The organism is Pseudomonas sp. SG20052, from assembly GCF_031766055.1.
Lineage (GTDB): Bacteria > Pseudomonadota > Gammaproteobacteria > Pseudomonadales > Pseudomonadaceae > Aquipseudomonas > Aquipseudomonas mandelii.
This window is the reverse complement of record NZ_CP134498.1, coordinates 5568454-5584283: the sequence shown is the minus strand read 5'-3', so window position 1 is coordinate 5584283 and position 15830 is coordinate 5568454. Positions and strand designations below refer to the sequence as shown.

The window sequence follows — 15830 nt, the reverse complement described above, 5'->3', positions numbered from 1 at the left end:
TGAAAGATGTGTAAAAAACACAGCGTTTTCCCACGCATTTTTCAGGTTGCCGGGTAGGAAGCGTGTTCTCTAACCTTTGGCTGTCGCTGCAAATTCAGCGACCGGGCGTGAGATCCCCGGCAACTAGTATGCATCTAGCGCCAATGCCACCATAATTGGCGCCAGCTTATCCGCTGCCTGTAAATGCGTTATGGCGGCTGTGTGCGGGCAGACTTCGGTCTGGCCGGGTGCCTACTACCGGTGATCTCACACTGCACATAGCTGCCACCTCTTCGCCGCGTGAGATCCGGCGAATGGTGGCACCCATTTCAGTAGGAGTTTGCATGGATAAGTTAATCCCCGATCCACCCATCAATACCACCACACCCCGCGACGAAACCACCCAGGCCGAATCGCTCATCAAAGACCACGAAGCCATGAAGCGCGCGCTCGATTACTACCTCGATCCCCCCGAGCGCTACATCGAAAAACCGCGCCGGCCGAGCACGATGTTTGTGGTCGATCCTGATGTTGATTCTGAAAGTCTGTTGGCCCATGCCTGTGAATCTTTGGCATCAGCGAGTGTGATGAGCAGTGATTTTGCGACGAGTTTGGAGGGGCCGCAGCGGCATACGCTGATGGCGATTCAGCAGGTCATCATGCTGGCGGAGTTGGCGGTGAATCGGGTGTTGGATAGGGTTGAGGTTCCCCGGTAGATAGCGTTCGGTCTGGTTGACCGCGTGATCGTTCTTCGCGGGCAAGCCTCGCTCCCACAGGTGCGGGGGTTGCTCGCGATTGGCACAAAACCCGACGGACTCGCTTGCGGCGTGAAGCTTGCGGCTCTGGACACAGGTATACTGCCGCTCTTTCGCGGCTCGCTGACCGGGCCCGACTTTTTGCATCACCCCGGAGCTTTCATGACTTCCCCGACACAACCGCCGGTTGCCGACGCTTTGAGCGACGACCCGGCAGACCTGCCAGACAGCGTCGACTCCAGCGCAGACAGCGAAACCAAAGCCGCGATCCCGGCGTTCAAGTTCCCGTTCAAACCGGGTGATTTGGCCGCTGCGAAGAATGCAAGCCAGCCTTGGTACAAGAATGGCGCGAAGAATGGCCATACCAAGACGCCAGGGGCTGCGCCTCCAGGGACTCGTCGGTCGATGGGTAAGCGCTGAGTTTCAAACGCTGCGGTGCCTGATCAATCGCCTTCGCGAGCAGGCTCGCTCCCACAGTAGATCTCAACAGGACACAGATTTTGTGTACGACGCAGATCAATGGTGGGAGCGAGCCTGCTCGCGAAGGGGCCATAACAGGTTGAACAGCCCTGGAATCAAGCCACCCGCAACGAAATAAACGCATAGTTCACCGGCGCTTCCGTCGCCACCATCGCCCCGGCCGCCTGCACTTGCACGGCGATGTCTTCCCCTGACACATGAAACTGCCAATCACTGCCTGAGCCCGCCAGCGGCTGCGCGGCAACCTGGTCGATGACCGCAGCAAACGCCTTCATATCCGGCAGATAAGCCGTAAATCCATCCCCCTTCAACGCTGTCGTCCGAATCCCCAGCAGCCCGCAAATCGCATCCTTGGTCTGAATGTCATCGCGATCCGCCTGACGCGAACGTTGGATCAATCCCGCGAGCTCCTGATCCACCAACTTACCCCCGATGATCAAGTCCGGTCCCTGTTCCCACGATTCGGGCGGGCATTCTTTCACTGCGGTGTTCAGCGCAATGTGCGGATTGATTTCCATCGGGTAGATGCGGCACACCAGCGGGCGGCGTTCGTAGATTCGGCAGAGGTTGTCTTCGTCAAGATTCCGGCAGGGACCGACGTTGTACGCGGCAAAAGTGATCGCCACGTAAGCCTCGGACGTGCCGCTTCGAACCACTGCTGAGCGACGTTCGGCGTGTTCGCGTTGCTGCACGGGAAGGCCCAGGCCGTTGCCGAGGAAACCTTCCACCAGCACGATCACCTGACCGCCGTCGGCCGCCCACATGCGGGCTTCGGCCAGGGTCAGGGGCACGTGGTGGTCGTTGCAGCATTTGCCGCAACCTACGCAGGAAAATGTCGTATTCATTGAGCGGCCGGTCGCTTCCGAGGGCATGGAACGGCGCCAGAAAGACACCGCGAAGGCTCGGGTCGAAGCAAGTTATGCGCCAGTCACTGGGTTTTGGCGGTGGGGCGGATGGAGTCCCATTCGGTCACGTAGGCGGTTTTGCTCTTTTTGTTGTAGAGGCACAGTTCGGTGCCTTGCTGGCCTTTCATGTGTTTTTGCGGGTATTGGCCTTGCATCAGGAGCGCGGTGTAGTCGACCCGGTCGTCGAACTGCGCGGCGGTGCCGACGGGTTTGGCGTTTTTCAGGCCGCTGGCTTTGGTGCAGCTGGCGAGCACGGCTTTGTCGTAGGCGGCCCAGGCGTCGGGACTGGAGGCGTGGGCTTGGGGGGCGAGGGCGGTAAGGCAGAGCAAGGTCAGGGTGGCGGTTTTCATGGGTCAGGCATCCTTGGGCATTGAGTTGGCCGAGGGGGGGAGTATGCCTGATGGTATTGGGTTGAATGTGTCGGCCCCATCGCGAGCAGGCTCGTACAGTAGATCTTCACCAGACACCGATGTTGTGTACGACAAAAAACATTGTGGGAGCGAGCCTGCTCGCGATGGCGGTGTATCAGACTGGGACCAATTCTCGGCGGACTACATACATCCCGGCGCTTTCATACAGCCGCTGCGCCCGAAGGTTGTCTTCCAGTACTTTCAAATCCACATAACCTTCCCGGCGGGCCTGAAACACCTGGAACGCGTGGAGCAGTAATGCGCGACCAAGCCCGCGTCGCTGTGCCCGTGGGTGCACCATCAACTTCTTGATGTAGGCGCTGGTCCAGCACTGCGCCACGCCGACGATCCCTTCGGCATCTTGAGCGATGAAGCAGAGCGTGGGGTCGTATTCAGGATCGGTTTCAAAACGTCGCTGCCAGATCGCCAATTCCGGCACACGACCACCGCCTTCCAGGTGACCCAGTTCCATCACGTGATGGACAGCTTGGGCGACTTCGGGACGGTACTCGATCAATTCAATGCCGACCGGCCACGTGATTGCGGGCACCGCCTCGGCAAGGTTGCGCCGCATCAGCAAGCAAAAGCGTTCGGTCATGACTCAGTGACCTTGTTCGGTGACGGCCTTGGCCGCTTCGATCAGGCACCGGGTCAGTTCTGGCGAGGAGAACTTGGTCAGCACCGCGTTGGCCCCGGCCAGGCGCGCTTTCTCACTGTTCATCGCGCTGTCCAGCGACGTGTGCAACAGCACATAAAGGTGCGAGAAGTCCGGCGTCTCGCGCAGGGTGCGGGTGAACGCGTAGCCGTCCATCTCCGACATTTCGATGTCCGAGACGATCAGGTTGATCTGCTGCGCCGTGCCTTGCAGGTCCAGCAGGCAGTCGATGGCTTCCTTGGCGCTGCGGGCGGTGTGGCATTGCAGGCCGAGGTTGCGCAAGGTGTGAACCGATTGCTGCAGCGCGACCTGGCTGTCGTCGACCACCAGGATCCGAGCGTTACCCAGCACTTCGGCGTCTTCCATGCTCAGTTCGGTCGGGGCCATTTCGATCTGCGCCGGGGCGATGCCGTGGATGACCTTTTCGATGTCCAGCACTTGCACCAGGGTCCCGTCGACCGAGGTCACGCCGGTGATGTATGAGCGCACACCGCCGGAGCCGAAGGGCGGCGGACGGATGTCTGTGGTCAGGCAGTGGACGATCTTGCTCACGGCCTGAACGTGCAGGCCCTGTTTGGAGCGGCTGACGTCGGTGACGATCAGGCAGCCACCGTTCGGGTCTTCCAGTGGCCGCTCGCCGATGGCGCGGCTGAGGTCGATCACCGACAACGAGGCGCCGCGCAGGGTGGCAATGCCTTTGACGTGTGGGTGCGACTCCGGCAGCTTGGTCAGCGGCGGGCAGGGGATGATTTCGCTGACTTTCAGCAGGTTGATTGCCATCAGCTTGCCGCTGCGCAAGGTAAACAGCAGAAGCGAAAGTGAGTCTGCGCGGGCTTTGGTGGTGGACATAAAAACCTTCTGTGGAAAAAGGTGATGGGCGAGTAAAAAGTCGCCAAAAACTATTGATGCCGGGTTATCGACTTGTTGGGGGCAGGCTTTAGGCTAAATACCCATTCCCGGCCCAACGGCGAACCCTGTGGCGAGGGAGCTTGCTCCCGCTGGAGTGCGAAGCACTCCCGATCAGGTGATGTGTGTTATCAGACTATCCGCATTTTCAGGTTTTGCGGCTGCTTCGCAGCCGAGCGGGAGCAAGCTCCCTCGCCACAGCGGGGGGGTTATTTCATCCCTAGGCGCTTGGCCATCCGCCCGAGGTTCGCCCGATCCAGGCCCAACTCGCGCGCCGCGCTTGCCCAGTTGTCGTGGTGCCGTTCCAGGCAAGCGCTGATCAATTGGCGCTGATAATTTTCGGTAGCCTCTCGCAAATCCCCCGACACCAATGCCATCGGGGCCGCCGCCGGTTGCTCGGCGACCACTTCGATGCTGCCATTGGGCAAATCCAGATCCGCCGCACTCAAACTCAGAATCTTCGGCCGTACCTTGCAGTTACCCAGCGCTTTCAAGGCACTGCGACCAATCAAATGCTCCAGCTCCCGGACATTCCCCGGCCAGTCGTATGCCAGCAATGCCACCTGCGCGTCGCTGTTCAGGCGCAGGCTGTTAAGGCCCATCCGCGAGCGGTTCTGTTCCAGGAAATAACCGCTGAGCAGCAACACATCGCGCCCGCGATCGCGCAGGGCCGGTACCAGCAGCGGGTAAACGCTCAAGCGGTGATAGAAGTCGGCACGGTAGCGGCCGCTGCGCACTTCTTCGGCCAGGTCGCGGTTAGTCGCTGCGATCAAGCGCACGTCCACCTGATGTTCTTTATCCGACCCCAGGCGCTGCAATTGACCGCTTTGCAGCACCCGCAACAACTTGGCCTGCACGGTCAGCGACAGTTCGCCGACTTCATCGAGAAACAGTGTGCCGCCATTGGCCAGTTCGAACTTGCCGCGCCGATCGCTGGTGGCGCCGGTGAAGGCGCCGCGCACATGGCCGAACAATTCGCTCTCCACCAGGGTGTCCGGCAGGGCGGCGCAGTTGAGGCTGATGATCGGTTTGTCCGCCCTTGGCGAAGCGGCGTGAATCGCCTGCGCGACCAATTCCTTGCCGACCCCGGTTTCGCCGGTGATCAGCACGGTCAGGTCGCTGCCGCCCACCAGGCTGATCTCTTCCACCAGGCGTTTATGCGTCTTGCTCTGCCCGATCATCTCGCGGTTTTGCTGGCCGCTGGCCTGGCGGTAGACCTCGGCGCGCTGATGCTCGTCTTCGGCGCGATTGGCCAGGCGCTCGATGCGTTCGGCGGCGTTGACGGTGGCCGCCGCGAGGCTGGCGAAGGCTTGCAGGGCGTCCAGTTCGATGGGTTCAAATTTTTCCGGGTCGAGGGCGTCGAGGGTCAGCAAGCCCCAGGGACGCTCGTCGATGAACAACGGGCAGCCCATGCAGTCGTGAACTTCCAGATGTTCGTCGAGGCCGTCGACCAGACCGTCGTAAGGGTCCGGCAAGTTGCTGTCGGCGGCGAACCGCGTCGGGCCGTGGCTGCTGAGCAACGCTTCGAAACGCGGGTGCTCGCTGACTTTGAAACGGCGGCCCAGGGTGTCGGTGCTCAACCCATCGACGGCCAGCGGCACCAGCCATTCGCCATCCAGGCGCAGCAGGGCGGCGGCATCGCAGGGGAGCAGGGCGCGCATGGCTTCGAGCAGGCGTCGATAACGCTCGCCTTCGGGCAGTTCGCGGGACAGGTCGGAGACCAGCGGTAGCAGGGCGGTAAGCAAGGATTTTGCAGTCATAGTGACTCCGTGTAGTCGGGATGACTATAAGCCAGTGTGTGTCGATATGACTACTGTGTTTATAAGTTGTTGTTTTTGAAGGGTTAAATAGTTGGCATGGAAAGTGATAGCTATAGGGTCATCAGTTAGCAATCCAAAGTAGCCCAGGAGTCACTTTATGCTTAGCGTTCAAGACCGTGCCATCGTCAAATCCACCGTGCCGTTGCTGGAAAGCGGTGGCGAAGCGCTGATCACTCACTTCTACCGCATGATGCTCTCGGAATACCCGGAAGTGCGCCCGCTGTTCAACCAGGCCCACCAGGCCAGCGGTGATCAGCCGCGCGCCCTGGCCAACGGTGTTCTGATGTACGCGCGCCACATCGACCAGCTCGATCAGTTGGGCGACCTCGTCGCCAAGATCATCAACAAGCACGTGGCCCTGCAAATTCTGCCGGAGCACTACCCGATTGTCGGCACTTGCCTGCTGCGTGCGATCTCCGAAGTGCTGGGTGAAGAAATTGCCACCCCTGAGGTGATGAGTGCCTGGGGCGCGGCCTACGGTCAGTTGGCCGACATCCTGATCGGCGCCGAAACCAGCATCTACGATCAAAAGGAACAGGCCCCCGGTGGCTGGCGCGGGGCGCGGGAATTCATCGTGGCGGCCAAGGTCGAGGAAAGCGCGGAAATCACCTCGTTCTACTTCGAACCTGCCGACAAAGGCGCGATTCTGGCAGCGGAACCGGGCCAGTACATCGGCATGAAACTGATCCTCGATGGCGAAGAGATCCGTCGTAACTACTCGCTGTCGGCGTTGGCCAACAAGGGCCAGTACCGCATCAGCGTCAAGCGTGAAACCGGTGGCCGCGCCTCCAACCACTTGCACGATCAGTTGCACGTTGGTTCGAGCATCCAGCTGTTCCCGCCATCGGGCGAGTTCACCCTGACCGCCAGTGACAAACCGCTGGTGCTGATCAGCGGAGGTGTCGGCATCACCCCGACGCTGGCGATGCTGGAAGCGGCGCTGGCCACCGAACGGCCGGTGCACTTTATCCACTGCGCGCGCAACGGCAGCGTTCATGCATTCCGCGACTGGATCGATGGCTTGGCCGAGCGTCACCCGCAACTCAAACGCTTCTATTGCTACGCCGAAGATGATGGCGTGAGTCCGGCGGCCGACACGGTCGGGCTGTTGAGCCGCGAGCAACTGGGCGAGTGGCTGCCGGAGCAGCGCGATCTGGATGCTTACTTCCTGGGGCCGAAAGGGTTCATGGCGGCAATCAAGCGTCACCTCAAGGCGTTGGGTGTGCCGGAGAAGCAGAGCCGTTACGAGTTCTTTGGGCCGGCTTCGGCATTGGAGTAACTGTTTGCGGCGACTCGGGAGACCGAGTCGCCTGCTTCGCGGGCAAGCCCCGCTCCTACAGGTTTTGTACCGTTGCGCAATCGCGCGAACAACACAAAACCTGTAGGAGCGGGGCTTGCCCGCGATAGACGCGCCGCGGTCCCGATTCGTAAAAATCCCTTAAAAGTTAATCCGTTCTTAACCGGTTTATCGTTTATTCCCCGATGCTGATGATAGGCGCTCGTTCGTTTACATGATCAGGATCGCCCCATGACTCACTTCACCTTCTCCCATCTCGTTCTATCGGCTGCGTTACTGGCCAGCCCTTTCGCGTTCGCCGAATCCGCCTTGCTCCAGCCGCAGACCTTGATCGTCGATCAGAGCCTGCCCAAGGCGCAGCGTGATGCGATGGAATTGGCAGCTCGTCGTTACGGTAGTTTCTGGAACAGCGGGGAGGAGGCGTTGGCCAAGGCGGCCTTGTCGGAGCAGTTCATCGACATGACCCCGCCTGAAGGCCGGGTCCAGGGGCCGACCGGGCCGCTGCTGGCGTCGAAGTTTTTCCGCACGGCGGTGCCGGACCTGAGCTGCGAGATCGAGCAAATGATCATTGCTGGCGACCGGGTGGTAGTGCATTTGCACTTTCGCGGTCACTTCACTGGTCCGTTCAAGGCTCTCAAAGGTCAGGGCCAGCGTGTAGACTTCCGGGCAACCGATATCTATCAGATCAAAAGCGGTCGCATCGCGGCCAATTGGCATATCGAAGACAACATCAGCCTGATGCAGCAGCTGCAAGCGCAGCCGCCGGCGAGCTGATCCACGAGCATAAAAGGGAAACGCGATGAGCGAGGAAACAATGCGGTTGGGACGTGAACGGCGCTATCTGGTGTTGCTGGGCATCATCTGCCTGGCGCTGATCGGTGGCGCGCTGTACATGCAAGTTGTGCTGGGCGAGGCGCCGTGCCCGCTGTGCATCCTGCAACGTTACGCGCTGTTGCTGATTGCGCTGTTTGCCTTCATTGGCGCGGCGATGCGCACCCGCCGCAGCATCACGGTGTTTGAAACCCTGGTGGTGATTTTCGCACTGGCCGGCGTCGCGGTGGCCGGGCATCACGTCTACACCCAGTTCTACCCGGCGGTCAGCTGTGGCATCGATGTGCTGCAACCGATTGTCGATGGCCTGCCGCTGGCGAAGATTTTCCCGCTGGGCTTTCAGGTCGACGGTTTCTGCTCCACGCCATACCCGCCGATCCTCGGTTTGTCGCTGGCGCAGTGGGCGCTGGTGGCGTTCGTGCTGATCGTGGTGCTGGTGCCGCTGCTCACTTCGCGTAACCGCAAAGCACTGCGCTGAGGTCATCCGCCACTCGTGCGGATAACGTGAAAAAACGCCCCGGTCCTCATCAAGAGGGCCGGGGCGTTTTGCATTTCAAGGGACAAATAAAAAGTCCGTGATGTGCGACAAGAAAGGGTGCGATACGTGTGCGACATGTTGTCACAGCGTGACTGTCGCAAGGCATTTCAACGGGCAGAATCGGTGTATGGCCTGGCAACAAAATTGGCCTGCTCAGGCGTCTGCCGATTGATTGGCCATCGCACGCAAGCAGACAGTTTTAACAGCGGCTGGCAAATCGCCAGAGCCCTTGTCTTGTAGGGGCTAGCGCATCGTCGAAGTGTCTGCGTCAGCCCCGATAGCTGTCTGAACTGCGCCCTGTAGACCTACAAATTTTGGTGTTTTTGTTGAGAATTAATTTCGATAAGATGCCGCACTTTTGCAAAATCCGTTAATGATTGTTGCTGGAATGGATAAAAATTATTTCGGGATGAGACATGGTTTATGAGTCGCTACGTATCTACAATCGCCCGCACTGAATTCCGGCACTGCTCACCTTGAGCAGGAAAATAGGGCGTCGAGGGGCTTGAACGCTTCGTGCGACTCCCAGGTGTCGGAGCCTTCCAACTATCCGCACCAAATGGAATTGGTCTGTAACAAGGCCTTTGACCACGAATTCGAATAAGAACTTACCGCTAGCCCAGGATTTGTCGAACAGCGTCTGACGCGCGACGGGCAGCCCTTATTCAATCCAAGAAAAATGCCAACCCTTGGCAGGGTGAAGTGTTGGCGATCAAAACCCAACTGCATTGCGCAAGCTGCTTTAGAGGTCGTGAGATGAGTAAAAACAGGTACCCCAGACTACTAGGCTTATTGCCGCTGCTCGGCACGTTGTTGCTGTCAGGCTGCAACATGACCTTGCTCAATCCCACGGGCCAGGTCGGCCTGGAACAGCGAAACCTGATCATCACCGCCACGCTGCTGATGCTGTTGGTCGTGGTGCCGGTTATCGTCATGACCTTCCTGTTCGCCTGGAAGTACCGTGCCTCTAACAAGGACGCCATTTACACCCCGAAATGGTCTCACTCGACCAAAATCGAAGTGGCCGTCTGGACCATCCCGGTCCTGATCATCGTTGCCCTGGGTTACATCACCTACATTTCGACCCACGAATTGGACCCGTACCGTCCGATTCAATCCGACGTCAAGCCTGTGACCATCGAAGTGGTCGCGCTGGACTGGAAGTGGCTGTTCATCTACCCGGAACAAGGCATTGCCACGGTCAACAAGATCGTGTTCCCGGCGCACACGCCAATCAACTTCAAGATCACCTCCGACGCCGTGATGAACTCGTTCTTCATCCCGGGCCTGGGCGGCCAGATCTACGCGATGGCGGGCATGCAGACCAAGCTGCACTTGATCGCTGACCGTAACGCTGAAATGGACGGTATCTCCGCCAACTACAGCGGCGCGGGTTTCACCGGTATGAAATTCAAAGCGATCGCAACTTCCCAGGAAGATTTCGACGCCTGGGTAAGTGAAGTCAAAAAGTCACCCAAGCAGCTTGAACAAGTTGAGTACGCAGCCCTTGCCAAGCAGAGCCAGAACAACCCAGTCGAGCTCTACTCCTCGGTGACGCCGAACCTGTTCCAGACCATCGTCGACAAGTACGAAGGCATGAAACCGGGTCCTAAGGTGAAGCACGAGAAGAAAGAGAAAGAAGTGGCCGCTACGCAAGGAATGGACATGAACTCGCATTCAGCTGCCGGGGCAGAGGAGTAAACGATGTTTGGTAAATTAAGTTGGGAAGCGGTCCCGTTCCACGAACCGATCGTGATGATAACCATCGCCATGATCGCGCTCGGTGGTCTGGCACTGTTCGCTGCAATCACCTACTTCAAGAAGTGGACCTACTTGTGGACCGAGTGGCTGACGTCGGTCGACCACAAGAAAATCGGCGTGATGTACATCATCGTCGCCATGGTCATGCTGCTGCGCGGTTTTGCCGACGCCATCATGATGCGTACCCAGCTGGCCATGGCCACCGAGGGTTCGCCTGGCTACCTGCCGCCTGAACACTATGACCAGATCTTCACCGCCCACGGTGTGATCATGATCATCTTCATGGCGATGCCATTCTTCACCGGCCTGATGAACCTTGCAGTGCCGCTGCAGATCGGCGCGCGTGACGTTGCCTTCCCGTTCCTGAACTCCCTGAGCTTCTGGCTGCTGGTGTCCGGCGTGGTGCTGATCAACCTGTCCCTGGGCGTCGGCGAATTCGCCAAGACCGGTTGGGTTGCCTATCCGCCGCTGTCGGGCCTGCAATACAGTCCGGGCGTGGGGATGGATTACTACATCTGGGCGCTACAGCTATCGGGTCTGGGGACAACGCTGACGGGGGTCAACTTCCTGGCCACCGTGCTGAAAATGCGTACCCCTGGCATGAAACTGATGGACATGCCGATCTTCACCTGGACCTGCACCTGGGCCAACGTCCTGATCGTGGCTTCGTTCCCGATCCTGACCGCTACCCTGGCACTGCTGACGCTTGACCGTTACATGGATTTCCACATTTTCACCAATGAACTTGGTGGCAATCCAATGATGTACGTCAACCTGTTCTGGGCGTGGGGTCACCCTGAGGTGTACATCCTGATCCTGCCGGCATTCGGCATTTTCTCGGAAGTCATCTCGGCCTTCACCGGCAAGAAACTGTTTGGCCACCACTCGATGATCTACGCTTCCGGCGCGATCTCGGTACTGGGCTTCATGGTTTGGCTGCACCACTTCTTCACCATGGGTTCGGGTGCCAACGTCAACGCCTTCTTCGGCCTGGCGACGATGCTGATTTCGATCCCGACGGGGGTGAAGCTATTCAACTGGCTGTTCACCATTTACCAGGGCCGTCTGCGTTTCACCAGTCAGGTTCTGTGGACCCTGGGCTTCATGGTGACCTTCGCCATCGGCGGCATGACCGGCGTATTGCTGGCCATCCCGGGTGCTGACTTCGTACTGCACAACAGCCTGTTCGTGATTGCGCACTTCCATAACGTGATCATCGGCGGCGCGGTATTCGGCTACATCGCCGGTTTCGCCTTCTACTTCCCGAAAGCGTTCGGCTTCAAGCTGCACGAAGGCTGGGGCAAGGCAGCGTTCTGGTTCTGGATCAGCGGCTTCTTCGTCGCGTTCATGCCGCTCTATGCACTGGGCTTCATGGGCATGACCCGTCGTCTGAACGCCACCACCAACCCTGAGTGGGTGCCGTACCTGTATGTCGCCATGTTCGGTGCGGTGATGATCGCTGTCGGCATCGCCTGCCAACTGATCCAGCTGTACGTCAGTGTGCGTGACCGCAACAAGCCAGAGAACATGTGCGAACACGGTGATCCGTGGAATGCCCACACTCTGGAATGGTCGACCTCGTCGCCACCACCGTTCTACAACTTTGCCGTGCTGCCGAAAGCCGACTGCATCGACCCGTTCACCGAAGCCAAGGAAAACGGTACTGCGTACCGCGCTCCGGCCAAGTACGAGCCGATCCACATGCCGAACAACACCGCCACTGGCGTGGTGATGGGCGCGCTGTTGACCGTGTTCGGTTTCGCGATGATCTGGCACATCTGGTGGCTGGCAATCGCGAGCCTGGCTGGCACTGTCATCTACTTCGTGATCCACGCTGCACGTGACGATCAAGGCTACATGGTGCCGGTCGATGTGATCGAACGCATCGAAGCCGAGCAGCACAAGCGTCTGGTCGCGGCAGGGAAAATCCCGGCCACCGCCACCCGTGTTGAAACCTCGTTGGAACAGGCTTAAACCATGTCGAACTTAGTGACCAATGCTGGACACACCCATGTCGATGGACATGGGCACGATGACCATCACCACGACTCGGGCGAGATGACCGTATACGGTTTCTGGCTCTACCTGATGACCGACTGCATTTTGTTTGCGTCGATCTTCGCGGTGTACGCGGTACTGGTTAACAACGTCGCCGGTGGCCCGTCGGGCCACGACATCTTCGAACTGCCGTACGTGCTGGGCGAAACCGCTCTGCTGTTGTTCAGTTCGATCACCTACGGCTTCGCCATGCTGGCGTTCTACCGGGGCAACAAGAAGCAGGTCCTGGGCTGGTTGGCCATGACCTTCCTGTTCGGTGCCGGCTTCATCGGCATGGAGATCAACGAGTTCCACGTGTTGATCGCAGAAGGCTACGGCCCTAGCCGCAGCGGCTTCCTGTCCGGGTTCTTCACCCTGGTCGGTACCCACGGTCTGCACGTGACCAGCGGTCTGATCTGGATGGCGATCATGATGTATCAGGTCAACAAGCATGGCCTGACGTCGACCAACAAGACCCGCCTGAGCTGCCTGAGCCTGTTCTGGCACTTCCTGGACGTCGTGTGGATCTGCGTATTCACCGTTGTTTACCTGATGGGGACTATGTAAATGGCTAACACACACGCCCATGACAGCCACGACGCCGGCCACGGCAGCGTCAAGTCCTACGCGATCGGCTTCATCCTGTCGGTGATCCTGACCGTCATCCCGTTTGCGCTGGTGATGTACCCGACGCTGCCGAAGTCGATCACCCTGATGATCGTCCTGGCATTCGCCGTGATCCAGGTGCTGGTGCACCTGGTGTACTTCCTGCACCTGGACCGTTCGGCCGCGCAGCGTAACAACGTGATTGCATTTGTTTTCGCCGCGATCGTGATTGTCCTGCTGGTGGGCCTGTCGCTGTGGATCATGTTCAGCATCCACACGTTCATGATGGCGAAGTGAGGTAAGTCCGGATGTCCTTTAAGCACTTTATCCAAATCACCAAACCGGGGATCATTTTCGGTAACGTGCTTTCAGTGGCAGGCGGATTTTTCCTGGCCTCTCAAGGGCATGTCGATCTGGCCATCTTCCTGGCGGCAATGATCGGCACCTCCCTGGTGGTGGCTTCCGGTTGCGTGTTCAACAACTGCATCGACCGCGACATCGACCTGAAGATGGAGCGCACCAAGAACCGCGTACTGGTCCAGGGCCTGATCTCCCTGAAACTGGCGCTGATCTTCGCGACCGTCCTCGGTGTGGCCGGCGTTGTATTGTTGTACAAGGTGGCGAACCCGTTGGCCGCGCTGTTCGCGGTGATCGGTTTCGTCATCTACGTCGGCTTCTACAGCCTGTACCTCAAGCGCAAGTCGGTTCACGGCACGCTGGTGGGCAGTCTGTCGGGTGCGATGCCGCCGGTGATTGGCTACGTGGCCGTGACCAACAACTTCGACATGGCCGCGCTGACGTTGCTGGTGATGTTCAGCCTGTGGCAGATGCCGCATTCCTACGCCATCGCGATCTTCCGCTTCAATGATTACCGGGCCGCATCGATTCCGGTGTTGCCCGTGAAGCGCGGGATTCAAGTGGCCAAGCGGCACATCCTGCTCTACATCCTGGCGTTCCTCGTGGCGACCTTGATGCTGACCTTCAGCGGCTACGCCGGCATGAGCTACCTCGCCGTCGCCGCGGCCATGGGCATGTACTGGTTGTACATGGCCTGGACCGGCTACAAGGCAGTCGATGACACGGTCTGGGCACGCAAGCTGTTCGTGTTCTCGATCTTCACCATCACCGCGTTGAGCGTGATGATGTCGCTGGACTTCAAAGTGCCGAGTGAGTTGTTGCTGACTTACGCGCCTTAAGCGCCAGCTGCTGTAAAGAAAAGCCCCGTCTTCGAGAGAAGAGCGGGGCTTTTTGTTGGGTCGCTTTCTGTTGAACCGTGTTGCCCCAATCGCGAGCAGGCTCGCTCCCACACTGGATCGGCGTTGCCGCCTTTTTCGAGCACGACGCTGGGCCCTGTGGGAGTGAGCCTGCTCGCGATGGCCGCAACTCGGTGCATCAGAAAAACTCAGCGATCGAGCAGCCGGAAAAACTGCTCGCGCACCTGCAGGCTATCGCTATGCGCAACATTGAAACGCAGGAAGCTGCTGGCATCGGCGGCCTTGCTCAACAGGGTGCCGGGCGCCAGCACCAGGTCGTGTTCGAGGCCTTTGCCGGCCAGGGTTTCGGCGTGCAGTCCTTCGGGCAACCGAGTCCAGATGAACAGCCCTTCACCCGCTATCGATGACACCGAACATCCCGCCTCTACCAGCCATCTCGTCACGCGACTGCTCGATTCATACAGGCGATCCACCGTGCGCCGGGTGTGTTTGGCGTAGCTGCCGTTACTGAGCATGGTGCAGGTGATCTGCTCCGCCAGTTCCGAGGTCACGCCGCCGCAGGCCATTTTCAAGGTGATTATGCGTGCGGCCAGTTGCGGCGATAGCGCGGTGTAGCTGACCCGGCTGTTGGCGGTCAGGGTCTTGGAGAAACCGGACACGTAACTGACATTGTCCAGACCGCTCGCGGCCAGGCGCGGGGTGCGTCTTTGCTGGATGTCGCCGTACAAGTCATCTTCGAGGATGTGGACGCCGTAACGGTGACTCAGCTCCAGCAAGCGATAAACCTGGGCGGCGGAGAACGAGTGTCCGGTCGGGTTGTGCAGCGTGCTGTTGGTCATATACAGCACTGGGCGATGGGCGATTAGTAATTGCTCGAACGCTTCCAGGTCCAGCCCGTCGCAATCGCGGGCGATGGTGATGACCTTGGCGCCGTGCAGCGCCAGGTTGGTGTGCATGTTGAAGTAGCACGGATCGTCGAGCAGCACGGTGTCGCCGGGTTTTATCAACAGGCGCATCAGCAGGTCGATGGCCTGCACGGTATTGGCGGTGGTGATGATCTGCTCCACCGGCACCTCGATGCCGACGGTCGACAGCTTCACGCGCAACGCCTCGCGCAACGGGAGGTAACCACCGACCTCACCGTACTCGCCCATGCGCAGCGCGGTCGCACGAAGGGTGCTGCGCACGGCTTTGAGCAATTCGTCGGCGGGCAGCCACGAGGCGGGCAGAAATCCGCAGCCGGGGCGCAGCGCGCCGTTGTTCAGCAGCAAGGCGCGGCGGACCCGGCTGAGTGTGTCTTGGGGATGCAGGTCCGGGCCAGTTGCATGCTGGGATTGAATGCTTGGGCGGTGAATGTAATGCCCCGAACCCTGGCGTGAAACCACCAGCCCCTTGGCCCGCAACCGGTCGAGAGCATCGACCACGGTAGATTTGCCGACGTTCATCAACTCGGACAGCTCGCGAATCGGTGGCAACTTGGCCCCGTTCGGCAGGCCACCCTGGTTGATGGCCAAAGACAGCTGATCGACGATCTGCTGCACCAGCGGCACTCCGGGCTGGAACTCGATGGCGGCGATGACGGCGCGCTGCATTTTACTGGTCTCCCTGGCAGTAAAGTTTGTTGGATCTTATACGA

General features: G+C 59.4%; 16 protein-coding genes. 10 read left to right on the top strand and 6 right to left on the bottom strand.

Features of this window, described 5'->3' with window-relative positions; translation table 11 throughout:
- Positions 1–323: 323 nt before the first annotated feature.
- Entirely contained in the window at positions 324–695 is a 372-nt protein-coding gene (locus tag RHP74_RS25640; protein ID WP_083375781.1) for a DUF6124 family protein, read from the top strand.
- Between the two features lie 201 nt (positions 696–896).
- The gene (locus tag RHP74_RS25635) at positions 897–1154 is read left to right on the top strand and encodes a hypothetical protein (protein WP_083375782.1); all 258 of its coding nucleotides are present in this window, start codon (positions 897–899) and stop codon (positions 1152–1154) included.
- A 155-nt stretch (positions 1155–1309) separates the two neighbouring features.
- Here RHP74_RS25635 and RHP74_RS25630 read toward each other — a convergent pair whose 3' ends face one another.
- The 5 genes from RHP74_RS25630 to norR all read right to left on the bottom strand — a co-directional run bounded on the left by RHP74_RS25630 (position 1310) and on the right by norR (position 5850).
- On the bottom strand, positions 1310–2059 hold the full coding sequence (locus tag RHP74_RS25630) for a YkgJ family cysteine cluster protein (RefSeq protein WP_311096604.1): 750 nt from the start codon (positions 2057–2059) through the stop codon (positions 1310–1312).
- An 83-nt stretch (positions 2060–2142) separates the two neighbouring features.
- Positions 2143–2469, bottom strand: coding sequence for a hypothetical protein (locus RHP74_RS25625; protein ID WP_077749378.1), 327 nt, complete (start codon positions 2467–2469; stop codon positions 2143–2145).
- Positions 2470–2644: 175 nt separating this feature from the next.
- Complete coding sequence (locus RHP74_RS25620) at positions 2645–3103, bottom strand: GNAT family N-acetyltransferase (RefSeq protein ID WP_154912505.1); 459 nt, start codon at positions 3101–3103, stop codon at positions 2645–2647.
- Between the two features lie 27 nt (positions 3104–3130).
- Positions 3131–4033, bottom strand: coding sequence for a chemotaxis protein (locus RHP74_RS25615; RefSeq protein WP_311096603.1), 903 nt, complete (start codon positions 4031–4033; stop codon positions 3131–3133).
- Positions 4034–4299: 266 nt separating this feature from the next.
- Positions 4300–5850, bottom strand: coding sequence for a nitric oxide reductase transcriptional regulator NorR (gene norR, locus RHP74_RS25610; protein ID WP_154501694.1), 1551 nt, complete (start codon positions 5848–5850; stop codon positions 4300–4302).
- A 157-nt stretch (positions 5851–6007) separates the two neighbouring features.
- On the opposite strand from norR, the gene hmpA reads away from it, so the two are divergent.
- The 8 genes from hmpA (at position 6008) to cyoE (ending at position 14176) form a co-directional block, all read left to right on the top strand.
- Positions 6008–7189 (top strand): NO-inducible flavohemoprotein, encoded by a 1182-nt coding sequence (gene hmpA / locus RHP74_RS25605; RefSeq protein WP_010458067.1) that lies wholly within the window; start codon positions 6008–6010, stop codon positions 7187–7189.
- 249 nt (positions 7190–7438) lie between these two features.
- On the top strand, positions 7439–7981 hold the full coding sequence (locus RHP74_RS25600; RefSeq protein ID WP_083375784.1) for an ester cyclase: 543 nt from the start codon (positions 7439–7441) through the stop codon (positions 7979–7981).
- Positions 7982–8006: 25 nt separating this feature from the next.
- On the top strand, positions 8007–8516 hold the full coding sequence (locus RHP74_RS25595) for a disulfide bond formation protein B (RefSeq protein WP_042932579.1): 510 nt from the start codon (positions 8007–8009) through the stop codon (positions 8514–8516).
- Positions 8517–9332: 816 nt separating this feature from the next.
- Positions 9333–10277: a ubiquinol oxidase subunit II gene (gene cyoA, locus RHP74_RS25590; protein WP_010458061.1), complete on the top strand. Its 945-nt coding sequence runs from the start codon at positions 9333–9335 to the stop codon at positions 10275–10277.
- 3 nt (positions 10278–10280) lie between these two features.
- Positions 10281–12311: a cytochrome o ubiquinol oxidase subunit I gene (cyoB, locus tag RHP74_RS25585; protein ID WP_010458058.1), complete on the top strand. Its 2031-nt coding sequence runs from the start codon at positions 10281–10283 to the stop codon at positions 12309–12311.
- 3 nt (positions 12312–12314) lie between these two features.
- Complete coding sequence (locus tag RHP74_RS25580; protein WP_010458056.1) at positions 12315–12941, top strand: cytochrome o ubiquinol oxidase subunit III; 627 nt, start codon at positions 12315–12317, stop codon at positions 12939–12941.
- The gene (gene cyoD, locus RHP74_RS25575; RefSeq protein WP_077749376.1) at positions 12942–13277 is read left to right on the top strand and encodes a cytochrome o ubiquinol oxidase subunit IV; all 336 of its coding nucleotides are present in this window, start codon (positions 12942–12944) and stop codon (positions 13275–13277) included.
- Between the two features lie 11 nt (positions 13278–13288).
- On the top strand, positions 13289–14176 hold the full coding sequence (gene cyoE, locus RHP74_RS25570) for a heme o synthase (RefSeq protein WP_311096600.1): 888 nt from the start codon (positions 13289–13291) through the stop codon (positions 14174–14176).
- Positions 14177–14382: 206 nt separating this feature from the next.
- Here cyoE and RHP74_RS25565 read toward each other — a convergent pair whose 3' ends face one another.
- Complete coding sequence (locus RHP74_RS25565) at positions 14383–15786, bottom strand: PLP-dependent aminotransferase family protein (protein ID WP_010458050.1); 1404 nt, start codon at positions 15784–15786, stop codon at positions 14383–14385.
- Positions 15787–15830: the final 44 nt, after the last annotated feature.

What these genes read in the sequence shown, in the direction of transcription:
- RHP74_RS25580 (WP_010458056.1), top strand. Translation starts at nt 12,315, where the DNA reads ATGTCGAACTTAGTGACCAATGCTGGACACACCCATGTCGATGGACAT.
- RHP74_RS25635 (WP_083375782.1), top strand. Translation starts at nt 897, where the DNA reads ATGACTTCCCCGACACAACCGCCGGTTGCCGACGCTTTGAGCGACGAC.
- RHP74_RS25640 (WP_083375781.1), top strand. Translation starts at nt 324, where the DNA reads ATGGATAAGTTAATCCCCGATCCACCCATCAATACCACCACACCCCGC.
- norR (WP_154501694.1), bottom strand. Translation starts at nt 5,850, where the DNA reads ATGACTGCAAAATCCTTGCTTACCGCCCTGCTACCGCTGGTCTCCGAC.
- cyoB (WP_010458058.1), top strand. Translation starts at nt 10,281, where the DNA reads ATGTTTGGTAAATTAAGTTGGGAAGCGGTCCCGTTCCACGAACCGATC.
- RHP74_RS25620 (WP_154912505.1), bottom strand. Translation starts at nt 3,103, where the DNA reads ATGCGGCGCAACCTTGCCGAGGCGGTGCCCGCAATCACGTGGCCGGTC.
- cyoD (WP_077749376.1), top strand. Translation starts at nt 12,942, where the DNA reads ATGGCTAACACACACGCCCATGACAGCCACGACGCCGGCCACGGCAGC.
- RHP74_RS25625 (WP_077749378.1), bottom strand. Translation starts at nt 2,469, where the DNA reads ATGAAAACCGCCACCCTGACCTTGCTCTGCCTTACCGCCCTCGCCCCC.
- RHP74_RS25565 (WP_010458050.1), bottom strand. Translation starts at nt 15,786, where the DNA reads ATGCAGCGCGCCGTCATCGCCGCCATCGAGTTCCAGCCCGGAGTGCCG.
- RHP74_RS25595 (WP_042932579.1), top strand. Translation starts at nt 8,007, where the DNA reads ATGAGCGAGGAAACAATGCGGTTGGGACGTGAACGGCGCTATCTGGTG.
- RHP74_RS25615 (WP_311096603.1), bottom strand. Translation starts at nt 4,033, where the DNA reads ATGTCCACCACCAAAGCCCGCGCAGACTCACTTTCGCTTCTGCTGTTT.
- cyoE (WP_311096600.1), top strand. Translation starts at nt 13,289, where the DNA reads ATGTCCTTTAAGCACTTTATCCAAATCACCAAACCGGGGATCATTTTC.
- cyoA (WP_010458061.1), top strand. Translation starts at nt 9,333, where the DNA reads ATGAGTAAAAACAGGTACCCCAGACTACTAGGCTTATTGCCGCTGCTC.
- RHP74_RS25600 (WP_083375784.1), top strand. Translation starts at nt 7,439, where the DNA reads ATGACTCACTTCACCTTCTCCCATCTCGTTCTATCGGCTGCGTTACTG.
- hmpA (WP_010458067.1), top strand. Translation starts at nt 6,008, where the DNA reads ATGCTTAGCGTTCAAGACCGTGCCATCGTCAAATCCACCGTGCCGTTG.
- RHP74_RS25630 (WP_311096604.1), bottom strand. Translation starts at nt 2,059, where the DNA reads ATGAATACGACATTTTCCTGCGTAGGTTGCGGCAAATGCTGCAACGAC.